This is a genomic window from bacterium (genome assembly GCA_016703265.1).
Classification (GTDB): domain Bacteria; phylum Krumholzibacteriota; class Krumholzibacteriia; order LZORAL124-64-63; family LZORAL124-64-63; genus CAINDZ01.
Genome location: JADJCK010000007.1, coordinates 36,379 through 57,471, shown reverse-complemented (window position 1 = coordinate 57,471; position 21,093 = coordinate 36,379). Strand labels below are relative to the sequence as shown.

Sequence of the window (21,093 nt, the reverse complement as noted above, 5' to 3'; positions counted from 1 at the left end):
CGTTGCTGCGAGGCCAGGGTGGGAGGGAATCACCAGTACGGCCAGATAGGCCAGCGCCTGGAATCTCATCGGTATCACCTTGCCGGCATCGATTGCGTCACGGTAGCTGCGCGATTCGCCTCCAATGATATCAGGGTTTCACCGACTGAAGCTCAGGTGTTTTCGGGCGCCAGGCCGAAGAAGTGCCGGCCGACATGGGCTCTGCGCAGCCTTCCCTCCAGGCGTGACGGCCGAATGACCAATTGACACAGTACATGATATCTGGATAGAATTAGTATGGTATCAAGGACCGCGCTGCCGGAATCCCGGAACGCTGGCGCAGCAACGAGCTGCGCCGACCCCTATTCCGAGAAGGTGGAGAGATCATGCCTGCCCGTTTCCATGAGATCCACGAACCGCTGCCCGCGAACGTGGCCGGCGTGGCCCGAATGCTGGTCCTCGGGCTGCTGCTGATCACCTGTCTGGCGCCGGCGATTGCCCGTGCGCAGACGGCACTGTTCCGGGTCAACGCCGGCGGCGACGCCCTGGCGCCGCTCAACGGCGGAATCGGCTGGGATGTCGACACGGCCGCCGCGCCCTCTGCCTACCATGTGGCCGGCAGCAATGTCGCCGCCTTTGCCGGCGGCACGTTCCACCCGTCCGTGCCGGCCGGAACGCCGGCGGGCATCTTCGACACCGAACGCTGGGATCCTTCCGGCGGCGACGCCATGCAGTGGAACTTCCCGGTGGGCAGCGCCGGCACCTACGAGGTGCGCCTCTATTTCAAGAATGGCTACACGGGGAACTCGACCGTCGGCACGCGCGTGTTCAACGTCCTGATCGAAGGCGTACCGGTGCTGACGAACTACGACATCATCGCCGATGTCGGCCACCAGGTGGCGGTCATGAAGTCGTTCGTGGTGACGAGTGACGCCAACCTCGATATCGATTTCCAGCACGTGGTCGAGAATCCGCTGATCAACGGCATCGAGATCGTCGCCGTGTCCACGGAGGGCTACCTGCTGGCCACGCCGTCCGCGCTCGATTTCGGCATGGTCGAGGTCGGCGCGCCGGCAGCCCTGCCGCTGACGCTGCGGAATCTCGGCAGCACGACCGGGATCGCGATCGATCCCTTCACCGTCGCGACCGACTTCCAGGCCTCGTTCGGCGGGATGGTGCTGGCGCCGGGCGCCAGCACGGTCGTCATGGTCACCTTCGACCCCGCCATCGGCTCGGGCGCCACGCAGGAATCGTTGGCCATCGCGCACGACGGCAGCAACAGCCCCCTCGGCGTGCCGCTGGGCGGGTTCTCCTTCGACCCCGGCGCCGCGCCCATCGCCTTCAACGGCCACACGCTCGGCGGCACCGGTTCGAATAACCCGACCTCGCTGGAATTCGGGCCCGACGGGCGCCTGTACGTCAGCCAGCAGGACGGCCTGATCAAGGTCTACACCATCGCGCGCAACGACAACGCGGGAACCATCTCGTACACGGTCACCGCCACCGAGACCATCAGCGTGGTGCAGGCGATCCCGAACCACAACGACGACGGCAGCGCCGCGCCCGGCATCACCACGCGCCAGGTCACCGGTCTGGCCGTCGCCGGCGACGCCGCCAACCCGGCCATCTACGTCGGCTCTTCCGATCCGCGGATCGCGGTCAACAACGACTCGGGACTGGACACCAATTCGGGCATTATCTCGCGACTGACCTGGACCGGTTCGGCCTGGGACCACGTGCAACTGGTGCGGGGCCTGCCGCGTTCGGAAGAGAACCACTCCACCAATGGCCTCGATCTCGACGAAGCGGCCAACGTCCTGTACGTCATGCAGGGCGGCAACACGAACAAGGGCGCCCCGAGCAATAATTTCTCGCGGTGTCCCGAGTACGCGCTCTCGGCGGCGCTGCTGGCCGTGGACCTGGACAGGCTCGCGGCCATGCCGGTCCTGGTCGACGGCTTCGGCAACCAGTACGTCCTGGACCTGGCCACCATCGACGATCCGACGCGTCCGGGCAGCCCCGACGCGAACGACCCCTTCGGCGGCAACAACGGGTTGAACCAGGCGATCTGGGATCCGACCGGGCCGGTGCAGGTCCATTCGCCCGGCTACCGCAATGCCTACGACGTCGTGTTGACGCAGAACGGGCGGCTGTACACGTTCGACAACGGGCCCAATGGCGGCTGGGGCGGCCTGCCGGTGAACGAAGGCACCATGAACGTGAACAATGAAGCCAACGAGGCCGGTGACACGGGTTACGGCGACCAGTTGCAGTTCATCAGCGGGCAGGGCTTCTACGGCGGCCATCCCAACCCGACGCGGGCCAACCCGACCGGCTCGGACATCTTCACCTACCAGAAGATCTCCGGCACCTGGACCCTTACCGGCACCTACGACTGGCTGGCCGATTTCCCGGCACCGCCGGTGCCGGCCGCCCTCGCCAACCCGGCCGAAGGCACCTACCTCGTACCCGGGGCCGACAGCAGCCTGTTCACCGTGGGCGCTTCGACCAACGGTATCTGCGAATACACGGCCGGCAATTTCGGCGGGCAGATGACCGGTCAATTGCTCGCGGCGTCGTTCAACGGCAACGTCATCCGCTTCAAGCTGAACGGCGCCGGCACCATGGTGCTCGAGAGCGCCAGCGTAGGAAACCTGGCCACGCCACTGGACGTGACCGCCCAGGGCGACTTCGCCGTCTTCCCGGGAACGATCTGGTCGGCCGACCACGGTTCCAGCACGATCTCGGTCTACGAACCCGTCGACTTCGGCGGCGGCGGCGGCGCCTGCACCGGTGCCAACGTCTCCAACCTGGACGAGGACAACGACGGCTTCAGCAACGCCGACGAGATCGCCAACGGCACCAATCCCTGCGCGAGCGGCAGCTTCCCGGCCGACGCCGACGGCGACCAGCTCTCCGACCTGGTCGATCCCGACGACGACAACGACGGCCTGCCCGACACCAACGATCCGTTCGCCATCGATCCGGACAACGGACTGACCACCGGCCTGCCGGTCAACTACACGTTCTCGATCAATGCCGGCGACCAGGTTCCCGGCACGTTCTTCGAGCTGGGCTTCACCGGCCTGATGAGCAACGGCGCCACCGACTACCGGGACCAGTTCGACACGGGCAAGCTGGCCGCCGGCGGCGCTGCCGGTTTCTTCACGGTCGAGGACGTGCCGACCGGCGATGCGTACCAGGCCGGCAACAGCCAGCAGTACGCGTTCCAGTTCGGGATCGCGGCGGACACGAGCAGCCCGCCGTTCACGGCCCACACGCGCCTGCAGCCGCCGTTCTTCGGCGGCGTGACGCCGACCAACTACCAGTCGTTCGGGCTGCAGCTGGGCACCGGGCACCAGGACAACTACCTGAAGATCGTGCTGACGGCCAACGGCGGCGCCGGCGGCGTGCAGGTGCTGCTGGAACAGGCCGGCGTGGCGACGGAGGCCACCTACGGCGTCGGCGTCACGGGGAACGTGCTCGCCGCCGGCACGGTCGACCTGTACGCCGACGTCAACCCGGCTGCGGCCACGGTGCAGCCGCGCCTGTCCATCGACGGCGGGACCACGGTCATCGACCTGGGCTCACCGCTGGCCATCCCCGCGACCTGGCTGGCGCCGGCCGACGACCGCGGGCTCGCGGTGGGGATCATCGCCACATCGTTCGGTTCGCCGACGCCGTTCAACGCGACCTGGGACCTGATCGAGGTCACGGGGCCGGCCAGCAACGCGTCCGCCGCGTTGACGGTCACTGCGGGCGCCGGCCTCAACGCCAGCACCTACAGCGGCAATTCGTTCCTCCTGAGCAACACCTCGCCCTCGGGGCAGAAACTCACCCGCGCGATCATCGACCTCGGCAGCGGCCTGATCAATGACATGGCCTTCGACCCGGCCGGAACGGCAGGCGACCTGACGGCCAAGCCCTTCACCGTGGATACAAACCCGGGCGTGGGCACCATCTCGCACGCCCTGTCGGTCCCGCGCGGCAGCGGCGGCTTCGAGGTCCTGACCATCGACTTCGCCGGCGGCGCCTTCGACCCCGGCGAGACCTTCGGCTTCTCCATCGACGTCGACCCGACGAGCATCCAGGGCGTCGGCGCGCCCGGCCCCGGCGACTCCGGCAGCGTGTCCGGCCTGGAGTTGGTGGGCGCCACGATCACCGCCCAGTTCAGCGACGGCTCATCGCGCACGGCCAGCCTCTGGTCCGACGGCAGCCTCGGCGGCGGCACGGCGACCCTGAACCAGGCCGTGGCCCCGGCGCCGGGCCTGGCGGTCGTGGGCCTGACGCCTCCGGTGTCGGTGGGGTCCGCCGCCCAGACCGTGCGCATCACGGGCCCCGCGGGCGCGACGGCCCGCCTGCTGCTCGTCGAAGCGGCCCTGTTCGAACAGCCGGGCGGCGGCGTCGACATCCAACCGTTCGAGGCCAACTGCGCCATTGCACGGCAGGAGATCACGGGCATCGTCCTGAACGGCAGCGGCAGCGCCGACGTGACGGTGACCATGGTGAAGTCGAATCCGGACGGCGGCCTCTTCCACCTGATCGCGGTGTTGAACGGCACTTCGGTCCTGGCCTCGCCGACGCTGGTCGTCGAAGTGGGCGCGTTCATCAGCGCGGTCGACGGCTCGGACGAGTTGCCGTCGCGCGTCGAACTGGCGGGCGCCTACCCCAACCCGTTCAACCCGGCGACGACCATCGCCTTCAGCCTGCCGGGCAACCTGCAGGTGAGCCTGGGAATCTACGACGTGCAGGGCCGCCTGGTGCGCGCGCTGGTCGACGGCGTGCTGCCGGCCGGACGCCACGACATCGCCTGGGACGGCCTCGACCGGACCGGTCGCGCGGTCGGGTCGGGCACTTACCTGTACCGGCTGCAGGCGGGGGATCTGTCGGCGACTCGCAAGATCACGCTCGTCAAGTGAGGGTGCGCGCGGGCCGGAACAAAGTAGGAACGCGCGATGTGCCAAGCGCGACAGGGTGATGCGCCCCCAGTACTCCCGGGGCTTCGCGGTATGAGCCCGAAAGACGTGACTGAGTCCCCGTGACCATCGCCAAACGGCGGACGGCCCCACCTGACAGTGCGATTCGTTGGCGGATTGGATTATCGGAATGCACAGGCGGAAAGTGGCAGCCTGGCCAGATCGTATCGGGGATTCTCCGTGATCGGCGAATTCGCGGCGCGATTTGCGCGCCGGCCCGCCGCTCCGTTACATGATGGATCGCGGCTCCCACGCCCGCCGGCCTGCTGCCGCCGACGAGCGCCTCTGGGGGGCCGGCGGGGGACGAGATGATGCCGCTTCGAGTCGGTCTGTTCGCTGTTCTGCTCGCTGCGTCCTGCTTTGCCGCCGGCGCGGATCCCGTGTCCGCGTCCTCCGTTGCGTCCGCCGGACCGGATTCGTGCCTTCAAGCTGGCCAGCGGGTGCGTGTCCGTTACGAGGAACGGGACCGCCAGAGCATCCTCCATTTCCTCCGGATCCCCCACGCGCGCCACGGCGAAGTTGTCGGCGAGCTAGTTCGCGGCGACGCGCGGAAGCTCAGCGTCCGGACCGATGCGGGCGACGGCGTCGTCGCGATCGTCGCGGCGGAGCGGGTCGTCTCGATAGAACGCTCTGTCGGCAACCGCCGCGCGACGGTGACCGGCCTGCGGACCGGTGCGCTCCTGGGACTCTGCATTACGCCGCTGGTCTGGTACGGCGAAGGCCAGGGGCGACGACGGGGTCGACTCGCTGCCGACCGCGGCTTGGACGATCGGCGGTGCAGCGGTGATCGGCGCGCTGTTGGGGACGCTCGGCCATGAGGACGTCTGGGAGCGGGTCAAGCGGGAAGCGGTGGTCTCGGTCGCGTCACGTCCTGACGAGGCGGCGGTCCGGGTGGCAATTCGGGGGCGGTTCTAGTTCGATATGGGGAGCCCAACAACCTGGTAGGGTCGGGGACAGGCACCCCACCGCGACAAGGTTCAGGTCGAAATCCCAGGTCGGGCGGCTGAGCCCGTCACTGGAGTGGACGCCCCGGAGAACGCCGCCATGGCCGCCGCTGCGGGACCACTTGTCAACGCGATGCAGCGCGGCGTTCGCGGCGTTCACGCACCACAGGACATTGTACTTCACCCGCAGGGCGTCGAGTTCGTCCCGGCTGCCGACCGACACACCCATCGAGGCGCCGTGGCCGGGGCGCACCGCGGGTAGTCATGCACGCAGGCTTCGAGCAGCTTGCCGGTCACCCGGAGCTGCTCCCGTGTCGTTGCGGTTGAGGCGCAGCATCTGGCTGATGACGGCCTGCAGGTCGCCCTCGTCGGCGATGCGAAGCCGGACCCGCGCACCGACTTCCTGCACGAAATCCTGGCGAATTTGGCGGGCGTGGTGGACGCCGTCCCCAACGCACAAAAAAAGCACCTTCTCCGATTGCTCGTGGAGAAGGTGCTCATTCGGGACAAGAGTACGTTCGAAGTCTGGTACAGACTCCCGCAGTTTCCTGCGGTTCGTACACTGTCACATTTGGTAGCCCCTGGGTGCCAGTGTGCGAACCACTTCCGGAGAGCGTTCCAGAGCATCCAAGCACGCACCGTATTTCTACTCGCCCCAGGGCACAGCAGCGGCCCCGAAAGCCAACCGGGCGCCCACGTGCGCACTATGGAGCGCGGAATTCGGCTTGGGATGGACCGATGATTCATGCGCTTCAGGCCCGACTCCGCGAGTCCGCCTTGACGGTCGGGTAGGCCTTTGCCCCCGGCAGCTGAACGGCGCAGTTCCTTCGCGGAACGCATTTTTGGGGAGACCGGTCCACTGCCCCTTCCCATCGCCCGCGGCCTGATGTATCCTTCGCAGTCAGGGAGGCGGGCCGATGCAGATCGAGAACGTCCTGGCCGAAATCAACCGAATGCAAAGCGATGGTGTGATTGCCAGCTACGCCATCGGCGGAGCCGTCGGTGCCACGTTCTACCTGGAGCCTGCGGCCACGCTGGACATCGACATCTTCGTCGGATTCGCAACGCAACCCGGCAGCCTTCTGATCAGCCCGCAGCCCATCTACGACTACCTGACCGGGCGCGGGCACGCCGTTCGTGGCGAGTACATCGAGATCGCCAGTTGGCCCGTGCAGTTCCTGCCCCCGACCGGCCCGCTGGCCGAAGAAGCACTGGCCGAGGCCCGACCGGCGGACGTGGACGGCGAACCGACCCGGGTCTTTTCCGCCGAGCACCTCGTTGCCATTGCGCTGGAAACCGGCCGGGGGCAAGGACATGGCGCGCATCCTCCAGTTCCTCGACGCCGGCGTGCTCGAAGTCGACAAACTGGAGGCGATCCTGGCCCGCCATGGTCTCGCAGCACGCTGGGCATCGTTCGAGAGAAAGTTCCTGGGGGATGCACCGTGAACGATAGCATGCGCCGCATCATCGAAGGAAAACGAGCGGAACGCGAACGCCTGGCCGCGCTGCCCTTTGCCCGCAAGCTCGAGATACTTGAGCAACTACGGTCGCGGAGCGTGGAGTTGGGCAGGAATTCGTTGCGGGATGCCCCGGCGCGACGCGCTGAGCCCACCGACCCAAACTGAGCGACACGGCAGGAACCATCCCCGCCCGACAATATGAGAAGCCCCTTCCTGCCCGACAGAAAAATCCCCATCCCAACCCGGAAAGGGGATTTCTCCAATTGGTAGCCCCTGGGTGCAAGTGTACAAACCAATCCATGAGAGTCAGGCGAGGCCCTCAGGTGCGCGCCGTGTTCGCGCTCGGCACCATATCCGGCAACAAATCCAAGAACCACCCAAGCGCCCAAATGTACAATGTTGCCATCTGGTGCGGATCACCTGAACAGCGCCTTCACCTGCCCCCAACTCGTCGTCGCCACAGGTACCACGCCGGCGGCCTCCCCCAGCGCCAGCTTGTCGACCACCATCCCGTCGAAATGGGTGTCCGCGGTGAAAACGATGGAATCGATGGCGTCGAACGTGACCAGCAGATAGCGGTTCCGGTTGGACACCGTCGATACCCAGCCTGGCAGGTCTTCAAGACGGCCCTGGGAAACGCCATTCACCCACAGGGTGTGGGATGTGAACGCGGACCCGGCGTCAGTCTGGACGTTTGACAAGCCGAACCCGACAGTGGTCCGGGGCGGATCAAACTGGAGTTCCACGGATGCGGCAAACGGGTAGGCCCACATGTGGCCGTTCCCGTTAACGAGCGCGCGCGTTCCGTCCCAGGGGTTGGAAGGGAAACCCGCCACCGACGCCGTCCATACACCCGGCAGCGTACCCGTGTAGGTTACCGGCGGGTTTGCGGTGACCTGGTTTGCTGAGTTGCGCCAGACCGAGAACGTGATGGACAACCCCGGCACCAGGTTCACGTCCTCGAAGCTCTCGACGAGCATGCCGGCGATCGCACCGTCTTCGCTGCCCGGGGCGATGGACGTCACGGTGATCGGGATTGCAGTGGCGGAACCAGGGACGCTCCAACTCGCGGCGGCGATTGGCGCCATGAACATCAGGAGGCGGGTAAGTACAGGGGACATTTTCCTTATGCGCATCGCGCACCTCCGCGGATGCCGAATGCCCAGCCTGACACTCGCAGAGCACGACGTCATGGCATGTGGCTAATATTGGACCACATTTGTCGTGCTTCGTCAAGATGTTCGACCGGAGGCTTTAACCGTGCCAGGAGGGATCACTTAATGCCGACATCTTGTCGGACACGAGAACCCCCTCCCAGCCGAGAGGGGGATCTCTGTAACGTTGGTAGCCTCTGGGTGCCAGTGTGCGAACCAACATCGGAGAGCCGTCCAGGGCCTGCTGACGCGGGCCGTGTTCCTGCTCGACCCTCGCCCTCGGTGCGTCTGCGGCCGAGAAAGCCTCACAGGGTCGCGCGTGCGCGTTGTGGGGCGCGGGGCCGTGACAGTGCCCGATCCGGGGATTTGCGCGCCACGATCCCGCCCCGACGGCCTCGCGGCGGTAGTCCGGTAGGCCCGTCTTCCCGACGAGCGAGCCCCTGCAATCCCGCCGCCCTGGCCGCCTTCATCTTCCCGCCGCAGCTGACCAAGGTGCGCCCTTCGCAGATCAGTCCGATTCCTTGCCACATTGGATCATTGGGAGGGACACCGCCACCGGTCACTTCAGGAGCACCATCCGCTCCGTCGCCGCGAAGGCGCCGGCCTCGATCCGGCCGAAATAGACTCCCGAGGTCAACGGCCGCGCCTGGTCGTCGCGCCCGTCCCAGACGACGCTGTGCCGGCCGGCCTCCCTCGGTTCGTCGAGCAGGTTGCGCACGAGATGCCCGCGGACATCGAAGATGCGCAGGCGCGCGTGGCCGGGGACCGGCAGCGAGAACGACAGCGTGGTCTCCGGGTTGAAGGGGTTCGGCACGGCAAGGTGCAGGACAACGCGCGCAGGGCTGGGCGCCTGGTCCACGGCGGAGGTCGTCCCGGTCAGGACCGTGACGCTGGCACCGTCGGCGTGGCCGTTCCGGTCGTCGACGATCGCCTTGAAGCGCAGGGAGGTCCCGGTCGGGTGCACGCTCGCATCGTAGTAAACGCGGTAGGGGGCGGCGTCATCGGTGCCGATCACGGTGAAGGGCCCGCCGCCCACGGAAACGGCGAAGGTGACCTCGGCGAACATCGTGCGGCTGAGCTCGGCCCGGACCGCGAGGCGGCCGTCGGCCGGCGCCCCGGCGGTCGAGGCGCTGATCGTGATGCCCGGCGCGGCCGGGCTCGCGGGGATCGCCGACTGCGCCCGGTACACAGCGAAACCGAGGCCGGCGAGAGTCACACTCAGTTGGCCGGCGCCGTCGGACACGATCGTCGGGCTCGCTCCCGGATACACGTTGGCAAACGTGGTCGACGGCGACACCGTCGGCACGGTGGCGCCGGCCGGGCCGGTCGCGTTATTCGCCACGACCACGTACTCGACGCGTTCGCCGCGGTCGATGCGGGAGAAGGCGTACAGGCCCGCGGCGGCGGCGCCGCTTGCGCGGTGGGTGTGGGCGCCCGACCGCAGGCCGGGGTACAGGCTGCGGATCTGGTTCATGTCGCCGATGTCTGAATACAGCGGATGCGTCGCGTCGAAGTTGTCGTCGGCGGTCGTGCTGCCCGAGGCGATGAGCACGTCGTTGTTGTACGACGCGACCTGGCTCGGGAACATGTCCTGGTGCGCGTCGGCGCCGCCGCCGTCGCCAACGAAGCCCTGTTCGTCGCCGTAGGTCAGCAGCGGTACGCCGCGGCTGAAGATCCGCAGCGCGTGCGCCAGCCGCGCGCGCGCATAGCGCTCGGAATCGGGCGCCCCCGGCCGCGCCTGGTCGATGCTCCAGCCCACCCGGCCGAGGTCATCGTCGCTGATCAGGGTGATCAGGTCGTGCGCGTTGCCGTTGGCGTCGGTGTAGAGATCGTCGGCGAGGAAGAGGTCCCGCAGGACATCCCCGCCGCCCGCGCCGCCCGCGAACTGGCGCACCGCGGTCTCGAATCCGCGATCGACCAGGGCCGGCATCGCGACGCTGGTCACGAAGCGACTGGCCGCGCCCGGGTCGGCGGCAGACACCGCCCCGATGACGGCGAAGTCCGCCTTGCCCAGCGAAGCCGCGTGTGCGCGCACCGCGGGGACGAAGGCCGTCCAGAACTCGTCGTTCACGCGGTCGGCGTCCAGGAGACGCACGCCGTCGATCCCGAACGTCGTGATCAGGCCCTGGCAGACGGTGATCAGCCCCGCCACCACGTCGGGATGCTCGGTGAACAGGTCATCGCACCCGGCAAGATCGCCGTAACGCGCGCTCTCGCCGGCCAGCGTCGAGGCGCCGCGGTTGTGGTAGAGCGTCCGGTTGTTCAGCCAGGCCGGGGACTTGGCCGTCGCATCACCCGGCAGGCCGAACGTGGGCTGGTAGGGAAAACTCACATCGACAGCCAGCGCGGGGAATGTGCCCAGGCCGATGTAGTCGCGGTCGTCGAAGACTGTGCCGGCGGCGTTGCGGTACGGGAAGGACGCCTTGTCGCGGTAGCCGAGGCCGCCCCCGGCGTAGTCGATGATGTCGGCCGTATGGTTCACGACGACGTCGAAGTAGACCTTCAGGCCGGAGGCGTGCGCGGCGTCGATGAAGGCCACCATCTCAGAGTTGGATCCGAAGTGGGGGTCGATCTGACCGAAGTTGACCGGCCACCCGCCGTGGTAGCCGGCCGACGACCCGCCCAGCGTTCCGTTGCCCTGGACGGCTTGATGGGTCAGGGGCGGGCTGACGCAGATCGCGGTCACGCCAAGCCCGTCGATGTAGTCCAATTTCGAGGTGAGGCCAAGGAGATCTCCGCCGTGGTGGTACGCGGCCCGGGTCGGCTCGAAGCCGTGGCTGAGCGGACCGCCCGCGATGCCGCCCTGGTCGTTGGACGGATCGCCGTTCGCGAAGCGATCGACCATCACATGGTAGATCGACCCTTGCGAGTACCCGTTCCGGACCGGCGGCGTGATGAGGCCGAGGTCGCCCGGTTCGATGGTGCGGGCGCCTTCGGCGAGGGCCGGCAACGGCAGGAGCGACAGGGCGGCAAAGAGGGCGACGGCGGCTGCCCTCGACTGCAGTTCGGCTGCCATTCTCATGTGTCTTCCTCGGATTCGGGGACGGCGCGCACGGCCACTTGGCGCGGAGCCCCGGGGGCGATCCGAGCCTGACCAGTATAGCAGACAGGAATAGTTGGGAATAATCTGATCAGCAACGGGCGGGAACAGCCGCGCGACGTAGGTGCCACTGGCGGCTCCCTGTTCCTCCCCCAATGACCCCGTCGGCGTTGCACCCATTGCGCTTACCGTGAGGCGAGCATAGCATACCCAGACGCTTGGAATCGACTTTCCCGGGATGTCGCCCTCCTTGCAGTTGTAAAATCCCCCCCCGGGCGCCCCCCTTCCTCGGGGAAGGGGGCCCGGGCCCCCCGGGGGGGGCGGGGTTGTGCCCCGCGCCCCCCGGGGCCCGCGGGGGGCCCCGCGGGGGCCGGCGGCCCGGGGGCCGGGGGGGGGGCCGGGGGGGGGCGCCGGGGCCGCCCGCCCCCGCCCGCCCGGGCCGCCCCCCGCGGGCCCCCCCCGGGCGGCCCCCCCGGGGCCCGCCCCAACCCCCCCGCCCCCCGCCCCCCCCCCCCCCCCCCCCCCTCCCCCCCCGCGCCCCCCCCCCCCCCGCCGCCCGGCCGCCCCGGAGCGCCACCAGGGCGCCGGGGCGGCCCGGCGGGCGGCGCGCCCCCCCCCCCCCCCCCCCGCCCACACCGCCCAAAAACTCCAGCCCTGCCCAATCCGAGCAAACCCGGCCGGCGCCCTCCCCCTGTGGGCCGGCGCTTGCCTCACACACAGAAACCCTCCCCCCCCCCGCGGGGGACCCGCCCCGAGTAGCCCCTAGGGGACTCGAACCCCTGTTACCGCCGTGAGAGGGCAGCGTCCTAGGCCACTAGACGAAGGGGCCACTAAAATCGACGCCGGGAATATATCCCGGACCGAATTCATTGGCAAGTTTGGTTGCCCGGGGAGGATTCGAACCCCCATCGACTGATCCAGAGTCAGCTGTCCTACCATTGGACGACCAGGCAACCGAGCCGCAAATATAGAATGCCTCCCGGCCCGATGCAAGAAGGTGATACGCCTTCCCGTTACCCGCGGAGAACCGCCCGAGCGGTCCCCGCAAAGGCCCCGGATCGTTCAGCCCCGCCCCCCGCGCCCGGCCGTGCCGGAACCCGGCAGTCCCTGGCCCGGCATCCCCCCCTGCCGGTACCGCTCCAGCTCCCGGTTCACCAGCCGGTACAGGTCCTCGGGCGACTCCAGGTCCTTCCGGGTCACGCCCCAGGCCGCCGGCAGCACCACGAACGGCTCCGTCTGGCGCCCCCCCAGCCCGCCGTGGCTGCTGGCCTGCTCTTCCATCACCACGATGCGCCCCTGATCGGCCAGCCAGGCGCCGTTGATGACCAGGTCGCCGCTGTCGGGGTAGCCCAGCAGGCGTGCCAGTTCACCGGCCCACAGTTCGCGGCGGGCGTAGGGCGCCAGGGGGTCGTTGCGCTCGCCGCGCTGGCCGGTCACCAGGTTGCGGATGCCGTCCTCGCAGATCGCCACCGCGTCGCCGAAGCGCCGCCGGGCGGCCACGAAGCCGATGCCGGGGTGCCGCGCCAGCTTCTCCACCAGCCCCGGGTAGAGCGCGATCACGTCTTCCAGGAACAGCGGCTCGCGGCTGCCGGTGAAGTAGATGTGGGCCAGCGAGCCCGACACGCAGACCACGACCTTGGCGCCCGCGGCGGCCTCGTCGGCGCCGCCGGGCTGCCCCGGCGCCAGGCGTACCAGGGCGCGACGGCTGCGGCGGGCCAGCCAGCCCAGCTGGCTGTCGTCGATGTCCTCCATGCCGGCCAGCAGCGAGAGCGTGTAGCTGGAGTCCGGGCTGAACACCCGGCGCGGCGCGCCCGGCCCATCGCCTTCGCCCAGCATGTCGGCCAGCGTCGCTTCCAGCGTGCTGCCGTAGAGGATGCGGAAGGGCACGCTCGGCGTCTGACCGTGGTCCGACATCAGCATGATGTCGTAGTTGATCGGCGACTGCCGGCGCGCGCGCCGCCCGAGGATGCGCAGCTTGCGGTCGAACGCGGCCAGCGTCAGCTGCGCCTCCACCGTGTCGGGACCCGAGTAGTGGGCCACCTCGTCGTAGCCCACGAAATTCGAGTAGATGACCGGCACGCTGCGCACCATGTCCTGCTTCAGCCAGAAGAACGAGAGTTCGCGCAGGAAGGCGTTGGCCAGCGCGCGCTGGCCCGCGCGGCGCGGCGAGAACCGCAGGCGCGGCCGCTTCTTGTCGAAGCGCCCGGCCACCGCGAACGACAGGCCCGCCAGGTAGTCCCACACGAACGCAAGCACGGCCTTCGTCAGTTCACTGGGGCTGAGGAAGAACAGGTTGAAGTCGGCCTGCTCGCCCAGGCGGCGCGTGGCGGCGTCCTCGCCCAGCGTGCTGACGGCCATCAACCGCTTTGCCGCACCGCCCGACATGAACGTGTTGATGCACGAGCCGCCTTCCAGCAGCGGCCGGTTGCCCACCGCCACCATGCGCTCGAGCAGGCGCAGGTCCTCGGGCTGGCTCACGACGCGCACGCGTTGTTCGTGGCGGTCGAACCAGCGGTAGCCCGGCACGTTGCCGCGATCGCCGTAGAAGAAGCCGGCCTGCACCGCCGGCGTGTTCGAGGGAATGCCGCAGTGCCAGGAATCCAGCTTGTGCGTGCCGCGGGCCAGCATGGCCGACACCGCCGGCATGCGTCCGCGGGGCCAGCGCGCGGCGAAGGCTCGCGCGCGACAGGCCGTCGATCTGCAGGATCAGCAGCCCGCGCGCCGGGCGTCGTTCCGGGCGCGGCCCGAAGCGCCTGCCCAGCCGGAAGATCAGCGACTGGTAGAAGGGATACGCCTCGTCCACGCCCAGCCAGCCGGTGATCGAGGCCGAGATCGCCGTGATGATCACCGCGCCCAGCAGCGCCTCGCCGAAGCTGGTGATGACCAGCGTGCGCGAGGCCATGGCGCTGAAGTAGAGGATGATGCCGTTGAAGAACAGGGTGGGCAGGCCCAGCGTGAGGCTGTTCAGCGGGAAGGTCAGCAGCAGCAGCACCGGGCGCATGACGATCATCATGGCGCTGAACAGCAGCGGCAGCAGGAGCACGCCCGCCCACCAGCGCGGATGCGAGCGGTCCAGGCTGAATCCCGGCAGGATCCACGTGGCCAGCAGCAGGGCCAGGGTGGTCACGCCCCAGACCAGCAGGTAGCGCCCGAGGATGCCGGCTTCCTTCTTCGCGGCCCGCCTCCCCGTTCGGGAACCCCACAGTCACGGGCTCCTAGCCCGCAGCCGCCCGCCGCAACCGCGCCAGCGCGCGCGGCGCCCCCACCAGTTCCAGGACCTCGAAGATGCCGGCGCTGCGCGTCTGCCCCGTCAGCGCCACGCGGCAGGGATGGATCAGGTCGCCGGCCTGCACGCCCAGCTTCTCGGCCGTGGTGCGCACCACCTGCTCGAACGCGGCGGCGGCGTGCGCCTGCCCTTCGGGCAGCGCCGCCTGCAGCGCGTCGGCGAGTGCGGCCAGGCGCTCGCGCGCGACATTCGTGGCCACGTGCTCGTCCCAGTCGGCCTGCTCGATCGCGAAATCCTCGGCGTAGAAGAAGCCGACGCGCTCGGGCAGCGTCACCAGGCTGCTGAACCGGTTGCCGAGCGTGGCCAGCACGCGCGCCAGGTAGGCGTCGGCGCTGTCGATGCCGTGCACCTGCCAGGCCGCATCCCAGGCCCAGCCATGCTCGGCCACGATCGGCCGGGCCAGGTCGAGCCGCTGCACGGGCGACAGGCGCTTGATGTGCTCGGAGTTGATGTGCGCCAGCTTGTCGTAATCGAAGGCCGCCGGCGCGCTGTTGACCTTCTTCAGGCTGAACTTCTTGACCAGTGCGGCCGTCTCCAGCACGTCATCGCCGCCGGCGCCGATCGACCAGCCCAGCAACGCCAGGTAGTTGACCATGGCCGCAGGCAGCACGCCCATCTTCGCGAACTCGTCCACGGATGTTGCGCCGTGGCGCTTGCTCAGGCGCTTGCGGTCCGAGCCCAGGATCATCGGCATGTGCCCGAACTTCGGCGGCGTCCACTCGAAGGCCGCGTAGATGAGCAGCTGGAACGGCGTGTTGCTGACGTGGTCATCGCCGCGCAGCACATGCGTGATGCCCATCAGGTGGTCGTCCACCACGCAGGCGAACTGGTAGGTCGGGAAGCCGTCGGCCTTGACAATCACGCGGTCGACCAGCACCGAATTCTGGAACTCGCGCTTGCCCACCACCAGGTCGTACCAGAACGTGACGCCCTCGGCCGGCGTGTGCAGGCGCCAGGCGTGCGGCTTGCCTGCGGCGGCCAGTGCCGCCGACTCTTCCTTCGACAGCGCGCGGCACTTGCCGTCGTAGCCTTCCCACTGGCCACCGGCGTCGGTGACAGCCTTCTCGCGCGCGCCCAGGTCATCGCCCGTGCAGAAGCAGCGGTAGGTCAGGCCGCGGTCGGCCAGCTGCTGCAGGTGGTCGCGGTAGGTGTCGAGCCGCTCCGACTGCAGGTACGGCGCGCAGGGGCCGCCCTTGCCCGGACCCTCGTCCCACTCCAGGCCGAGCCACTCCAGGCCGCGCAGGATGGCGGCGTAGGAAGCCTCGGTGCTGCGTTCCTGGTCCGTATCCTCGATGCGCAGGATGAACGTGCCACCCTGGCTGCGCGCATAGAGCCAGTTGAACAGGGCGGTGCGGGCCCCGCCCACGTGCAGGTAGCCCGTGGGGCTGGGTGCGAAACGGACACGCGGCGCGGCGGGCGCATTCATGGCGTCGTCAGACCTCGGGATCGGGTGTGCGTCGGGTTGCGACCCTTATCAGTGGCGCTTCCGGGCGCCGCCCGCAAGCCCTAGGGCTGACGGTGCGGAGCGGCATTGAAGACCTTCCCGCCGGCCGGCTCACCGGTCGCCAGCGGGTCGAGCATCGCGGCCAGCCCGGCCAGGTCCAGACCGTACACGCTGCGCGCGGCCTGGTCGAGCGGGATTCCCGCAGCGGCCTGGCCCAGGAAGTCGCGCAGGGCGATTACGCCGCCCTCGTACTCCACCAGCTGCCAGGTCATCAGGAAGGCGTTGTAGCAGGCCTTGCGGAACCGTTCACGGTCGCGCCCCTGGTCCGGGTCCACGCCGGCGGTGAGGATCGCGTCGATCTCCGCCGGCGCCATCGTCACCGGCCCGTGCTGCCGGAACTCGGCCATGTAGTCGGCCAGGTGGATGCCGTCATCGCCCAGGTACTCGACCAGCCCCTGGTGCAGCCACGGCGGCAACGGCTGGCTCACGTTCTGGCGCAGGATCCAGTCGATGGCCAGCATGAACGTACCGTGCCCGTCGAGCTGCCGTGCCTGCAGCACCGCGAACGGCTCGAGGATGGCGCGATTGCCCTCCAGCTTGTAGAGCCGCCACACGCCCTGCCCGGACAGTTCCAGGTAATGCGCCGACGTATTCGGGTTCTCGATGACCAGCGTATCGCGGGGCGCGAAGCCGAGCAGCACCTGCATGCGCGCCTGCGCCCAGTTCAGCAGCTCGATGCACGGCAGCATGTCGCAGGCCGCGTAGCCCGGGTTGTGGTGCAGCACCCACGGCCCGTACCGCTTCACGTCGGGTTCGATGACAAGTCCCGGTCGCGGTATCGGCTGCCGGGCCTGGCACAACGAGCCCGGCCCGACCGGCAGGCCGTCCGGCCCGGTTTCCGGCGTCCAGCCGCCCCAATGGTATTCGTGCAGGTGGTCGGGAAAGCCCGTGACGCCGATCACCGGCTCGGAGGCGCGCGGGTACGGCCCCTCGAGGGTCAGTTGCGGCAATTGGCTCGCATGCGTCTGCGCGGCGGCCGGCGCGGCGGGCAGCGACATCGCGATCGCCAGGAATGCGGTCGCTGCCGTCATCATTGTCGCCATCGGCGCTGTCCTACTTCTTCCTGCCACCTTCGAAGTCCTTCGCTTTCTGGTACCAGGCAACGGCTTCCTTCTTGTCGCCCAGCTTGTCCAGCGTCATGCCGATGTTGTTCATCACGGCTGCCGACTTCTCGAGGTCGAGCGCCATCTCGAAGCCCTCGAGAGCCTGGTCGTACTTGCCGAGGTAGAAGTACGACAGCCCCTGGTTGTTGTAGGCGCGGTAGGTCGGGCCTTCCAGCTTGAGCAGTTCGTCGAAGGCGGCGACCGCTTCCTTGTACTTCTTGGTGTCCATGTAGACCAGCGCCAGGTTGTACTGCGCCTTCACGTACTTCGGGTCCAGGACCAGCGCCTGCTGGTAGGCCGCGACGGCCTTGTCGTTGTTACCGGCCTTCTGCGCCACGCTGCCGAGCAGGAAGGCGGTCTTCGCGTCCGGCTGCAGCAGCAGCGCCTGCTCGAACGGCTCGATGGCCTCGCTGAACTTGCCGGTCGCCTGCAGGCACTGCGCCAGCGCCTGCCAGCCCTGCGGCATATCGGGCAGTTCGCGCGTCACCGTGCGCAGCGGCGGGATGGCCGCCAGGTACTTCTCCCCGCGCATCAGGCTGACCGCGTAGTTGTAGACGACCTCGGGCTTGGTGTCCGCCGTCACGCCGGCCCGCAGCCATTCCGAAGCCTCCTTGTCGTGCCCGAGGCGGATGTGCAGGTTGCCGATGGCCACGCGCAGGTCCTCGAGATGCTCGATCTCCCAGGCCTTGTTGTAGGCGCCCAGCGCGTCGTCGAGCCGGTCGGACTTCTCGTACACCTTGCCGGTGGCGATCCAGGTGCCGGTCCAGTCCGCATGATCGGCACGCGCCCGCGCGGCGGCGGCCTCGGCTTCGTCGTTGCGCCCCAGCTTCAGGTAGACGTCGACCAGGCGCGGCAGCACGTCGGGCCGTTCCGGCGCCAGCAGGTAGGCGTCCTGGTACAGGCCGATGGCCTCGGCCTCCAGGCCCGACTGCTCCATCAGCTTGCCGTCCTCCACCAGCAATGCCACGCGGTGGTTGACGATGGCCGAGGCTTCACGCCAGCCGTCCTCGGCCTCCACGTTCTCCTTGCCCGCGAGCCCGGCCAGGAAGGCGCGAGCGGCCGGCGTCTGCTCGGCCAGCAGGTCGCGCACGGCCTGCTCGTCGGCCGCCTCGTTCGCCATCTCGTACAGCGCCTGAACCAGGCGGAACGTCTCGGCCACGGGCGGCTGCAGGCTGGCCAGGCCGTCGCGGTAGGTCTGCCGTGCCTCTTCCAGCTGGCCGGCCTTGCGCTGCGCACTGCCGATCAGGCGCCAGTAGTCGCGGCCGCCGAACTGGTCGTTCTTGCGGTACTCGGCGAATTCGGCCACGGCCATTTCCGGCATGTCCAGGCGCGAGAAGACGAGTCCCAGGTTGCGGTGGTAGTCGCCGTTCGACCTTTCGCACTGGATGGCGTGGATGAACGCGTCGCGCGCCGCCGGGTAGTCTTCCTGGCTGGCCAGGAGCACGCCCAAGTCGTTCCAGCTGCGCCCATCGGCCGGGTTCTTCAGCAGCTTGTCGTTCAGGATCGCGATCTTCTCCTGGGGCGACATCTGCTCGGTCAACTGCTCGTAGTGGAAGGTGCGCGTGCCGTCTGCCAGCGTGTCGACGCGGGCGGGCGCCTGGGCCAGTGCCGGCCGGGCTGGCAGGCCCGCCAGAACGACCAGACCCGCCGCCAGGGCCAGATGGGTCACGTAATCCACGGTGGGCCGACGCAGGGTCATAAATTCCTCGGGGCCGCGGCGGCGGCCGGTCGTAAGCCGGAAATCTGCAGGGAGCCCGGCCATGATAAGGACCGCGCCGGATGGTGTCCAGCGCAGCCGGACCCTATACACCGGGGCCGGCCGGAGATTCCCGCCGTCCGTCCGGGCCCGCCGCGCTTGACGGGCCGGGCGATTGCTGTTGCTTTACCCCCATGATCCGACTCCGCATCCTGGGCGCCGGCGGCGCCGTCCCCACCCCCACGCACACCCCCGCCGCCTACTGGGTGACGGTGGACGGGTTCAGCCTGCTGCTCGACATCGGGCCCGGCGCCCTGGTGCGCCTGGTGCGCTCGGGCGACGCGCCCGGGGGCGTGGACGACATCCACACCGTGCTGCTGTCGCACCTGCATCCCGACCACACCGGCGACCTCGTGGCCCTGCTCTTCGCGCTGCACTCGCCGCTGCCGGCCTCGACGGCGCCCCTGCGCCTGTTCGGCCCGCCGGGCCTGCGCAGGCTGCTCGAGCAGTTGGGCGCGATCTACGGTTCCTGGCTGGTGCCGCGCCAGCGCGCACTGGAGGTGACGGAGGTGCGCCCGGGCGACGGGATCCCGATCGGCAATGGCGGCGCCATCGCCCGCCCCTTCGCCGTGGACCACCCCCAGGACCGCCTGTCGGAACTGCAGCTGGGCTGGAGCTTCACCAACGCGGCGGGCGGCCGCCTGGTCTTCTCCGGCGACACCGGCGACTGCCCGACCCTGCGCGAGGCCGCCCGGGACTGCGACCTGCTGCTCATCGAGTGCTCGACCACCGACGCCTGGGACGTGCCCGGGCACCTGAACCCGACCCAGGTCGGCGCCGTCTGCGCGGCAGCCCTGCCGCGCCGCGTGGTCCTGACGCACCAGTACCCGAATGCGGCGGCGCTCGACCTGCCGCCCCTGGTCGCCCGCTCTTTCGCCGGCCCGGTGGAACAGGCGCGCGACGGCGATGTATACCTGGTTTCGGCCCCGCCGCGAAAGGAACCTGCATGAACGCCCGCCGCCTCACCTTGTCGCCCACGCCGGCGGCGCTGCGCGCCTGCCTGCCTGGCGTGCTGCTCGGCGCCCTGCTCGTCGTCCTGGCGGCGACCGCGACCCCGCTGCCGGCGGCGGCCCAGTCCGCCTCGGCGCCGCCACCCGCGCCCGCGCCCCACGCCAAGGGCCGGTTGCCCGAGTTCCGGCCCGGCGTGACGCCGCAGTTCGAGATGGTGCTCATCCACGGCCTGGGCGGCGCGGCCTCCGAATGGGGCGCGCTGGCACCGTACCTGAAGGGCACCTTCAAGGTCGCGGTCTTCGAGATGGCGGGCCACGGCGCCACGCAACCGGTCATGGACCCGACCATCATCAGCGAGGCAAAGCGCCTGGAGGAGTTCATCCGCACCAGCGGCATGTCCTACCCGACGCTGGTCGGCCACGGGCTCGGCGGCATGGTGGCCCTGCAGTACGCCCTCGACCACCCGGGCGATACCCACCGGCTCATCCTGCTGGACACGGCACCGCGGCAGCTGGCGGACAAGGAACAGAAGCAGCAGATCGGGCAGAAGCTGATCGAGGATTACGACCGCTTCGTGGGCGAACGCTACGCGATGATGAGCCCGGACGACGAGGTCACCGAGCAGATCCTCGACATGGCGCTGCGCACGCACGCGCCCACGTTTGTCTCGCTGCTGATGTCGAGCTTCGATTTCGACCTGACCGACCGGCTGCGCACGCTGACGGTCCCGCTGCTGGTGGTGGGCAGCGAGATGATGTTCCCGCGCCCGGAGGAATCGCAGAATATCCTGGCGGCCATCGGCTTCGACAAGGCACGCTCACTGAGCTTCAAGCGCTTCGGGCGCACCGGGCACTACATCATGCTGGAGCAACCGGTCATGCTGGCCAGCGTGCTGATGGCGTTCGGAGTGACGGCTGGTTACGAGTTCGAGCCGTAGCCG

The 21,093-nt window shown here is 69.0% G+C and carries 12 protein-coding genes and 2 tRNA genes; 5 read left to right on the top strand and 9 right to left on the bottom strand.

Going from position 1 to position 21,093, the window contains the following annotated elements; translation table 11 throughout:
* Positions 1–365 precede the first annotated feature (365 nt).
* Entirely contained in the window at positions 366–4,898 is a 4,533-nt protein-coding gene (locus IPG61_14160) for a T9SS type A sorting domain-containing protein (GenBank protein MBK6735191.1), read from the top strand.
* A 1,263-nt stretch (positions 4,899–6,161) separates the two neighbouring features.
* Here IPG61_14160 and IPG61_14155 read toward each other — a convergent pair.
* Positions 6,162–6,308: a hypothetical protein gene (locus IPG61_14155; protein ID MBK6735190.1), complete on the bottom strand. Its 147-nt coding sequence runs from the start codon at positions 6,306–6,308 to the stop codon at positions 6,162–6,164.
* A 508-nt stretch (positions 6,309–6,816) separates the two neighbouring features.
* Between IPG61_14155 and IPG61_14150 the strand changes: the two genes are divergently transcribed.
* Positions 6,817–7,524 carry a hypothetical protein gene (locus IPG61_14150; protein ID MBK6735189.1) on the top strand — a complete coding sequence of 236 codons (708 nt, stop codon included), beginning with the start codon at positions 6,817–6,819 and terminating at the stop codon, positions 7,522–7,524.
* Positions 7,525–7,775: 251 nt separating this feature from the next.
* Here the strand turns inward: IPG61_14150 and IPG61_14145 are convergent, their stop codons facing one another.
* The 5 genes from IPG61_14145 to IPG61_14125 all read right to left on the bottom strand — a co-directional run bounded on the left by IPG61_14145 (position 7,776) and on the right by IPG61_14125 (position 14,181).
* Positions 7,776–8,495, bottom strand: coding sequence for a hypothetical protein (locus IPG61_14145; protein ID MBK6735188.1), 720 nt, complete (start codon positions 8,493–8,495; stop codon positions 7,776–7,778).
* Between the two features lie 577 nt (positions 8,496–9,072).
* Complete coding sequence (locus IPG61_14140) at positions 9,073–11,535, bottom strand: alpha-amylase (protein ID MBK6735187.1); 2,463 nt, start codon at positions 11,533–11,535, stop codon at positions 9,073–9,075.
* Positions 11,536–12,309: 774 nt separating this feature from the next.
* Positions 12,310–12,382 (bottom strand) — tRNA-Glu (locus tag IPG61_14135).
* A 50-nt stretch (positions 12,383–12,432) separates the two neighbouring features.
* A tRNA-Gln gene (locus IPG61_14130) sits at positions 12,433–12,506 on the bottom strand.
* 109 nt (positions 12,507–12,615) lie between these two features.
* Positions 12,616–14,181 (bottom strand): alkaline phosphatase family protein, encoded by a 1,566-nt coding sequence (locus IPG61_14125; protein MBK6735186.1) that lies wholly within the window; start codon positions 14,179–14,181, stop codon positions 12,616–12,618.
* A 299-nt stretch (positions 14,182–14,480) separates the two neighbouring features.
* Here IPG61_14125 and IPG61_14120 point away from each other — a divergent pair, with 299 nt between their 5' ends.
* Entirely contained in the window at positions 14,481–14,699 is a 219-nt protein-coding gene (locus tag IPG61_14120; GenBank protein ID MBK6735185.1) for a hypothetical protein, read from the top strand.
* A gap of 69 nt (positions 14,700–14,768) precedes the next feature.
* On the opposite strand, the gene IPG61_14115 is transcribed toward IPG61_14120, so the two are convergent.
* The 3 genes from IPG61_14115 to IPG61_14105 all read right to left on the bottom strand — a co-directional run bounded on the left by IPG61_14115 (position 14,769) and on the right by IPG61_14105 (position 19,145).
* Positions 14,769–16,265 carry a glutamate--tRNA ligase gene (locus IPG61_14115; protein ID MBK6735184.1) on the bottom strand — a complete coding sequence of 499 codons (1,497 nt, stop codon included), beginning with the start codon at positions 16,263–16,265 and terminating at the stop codon, positions 14,769–14,771.
* An 80-nt stretch (positions 16,266–16,345) separates the two neighbouring features.
* The gene (locus IPG61_14110; GenBank protein ID MBK6735183.1) at positions 16,346–17,386 is read right to left on the bottom strand and encodes a hypothetical protein; all 1,041 of its coding nucleotides are present in this window, start codon (positions 17,384–17,386) and stop codon (positions 16,346–16,348) included.
* A gap of 10 nt (positions 17,387–17,396) precedes the next feature.
* Positions 17,397–19,145, bottom strand: coding sequence for a tetratricopeptide repeat protein (locus IPG61_14105; protein MBK6735182.1), 1,749 nt, complete (start codon positions 19,143–19,145; stop codon positions 17,397–17,399).
* 191 nt (positions 19,146–19,336) lie between these two features.
* Here IPG61_14105 and IPG61_14100 point away from each other — a divergent pair, with 191 nt between their 5' ends.
* Both IPG61_14100 and IPG61_14095 read left to right on the top strand, forming a co-directional pair.
* Positions 19,337–20,152 carry a ribonuclease Z gene (locus IPG61_14100; protein MBK6735181.1) on the top strand — a complete coding sequence of 272 codons (816 nt, stop codon included), beginning with the start codon at positions 19,337–19,339 and terminating at the stop codon, positions 20,150–20,152.
* Entirely contained in the window at positions 20,149–21,090 is a 942-nt protein-coding gene (locus tag IPG61_14095) for an alpha/beta hydrolase (GenBank protein ID MBK6735180.1), read from the top strand. Before IPG61_14100 ends, IPG61_14095 begins: the two co-directional genes overlap by 4 nt.
* Positions 21,091–21,093: the final 3 nt, after the last annotated feature.

What these genes read in the sequence shown, in the direction of transcription:
- IPG61_14110 (MBK6735183.1), bottom strand. Translation starts at nt 17,386, where the DNA reads ATGGCGACAATGATGACGGCAGCGACCGCATTCCTGGCGATCGCGATG.
- IPG61_14095 (MBK6735180.1), top strand. Translation starts at nt 20,149, where the DNA reads ATGAACGCCCGCCGCCTCACCTTGTCGCCCACGCCGGCGGCGCTGCGC.
- IPG61_14145 (MBK6735188.1), bottom strand. Translation starts at nt 8,495, where the DNA reads ATGCGCATAAGGAAAATGTCCCCTGTACTTACCCGCCTCCTGATGTTC.
- IPG61_14160 (MBK6735191.1), top strand. Translation starts at nt 366, where the DNA reads ATGCCTGCCCGTTTCCATGAGATCCACGAACCGCTGCCCGCGAACGTG.
- IPG61_14105 (MBK6735182.1), bottom strand. Translation starts at nt 19,145, where the DNA reads ATGACCCTGCGTCGGCCCACCGTGGATTACGTGACCCATCTGGCCCTG.
- IPG61_14125 (MBK6735186.1), bottom strand. Translation starts at nt 14,181, where the DNA reads ATGCTGGCCCGCGGCACGCACAAGCTGGATTCCTGGCACTGCGGCATT.
- IPG61_14150 (MBK6735189.1), top strand. Translation starts at nt 6,817, where the DNA reads ATGCAGATCGAGAACGTCCTGGCCGAAATCAACCGAATGCAAAGCGAT.
- IPG61_14100 (MBK6735181.1), top strand. Translation starts at nt 19,337, where the DNA reads ATGATCCGACTCCGCATCCTGGGCGCCGGCGGCGCCGTCCCCACCCCC.
- IPG61_14115 (MBK6735184.1), bottom strand. Translation starts at nt 16,265, where the DNA reads ATGAATGCGCCCGCCGCGCCGCGTGTCCGTTTCGCACCCAGCCCCACG.
- IPG61_14140 (MBK6735187.1), bottom strand. Translation starts at nt 11,535, where the DNA reads ATGAGAATGGCAGCCGAACTGCAGTCGAGGGCAGCCGCCGTCGCCCTC.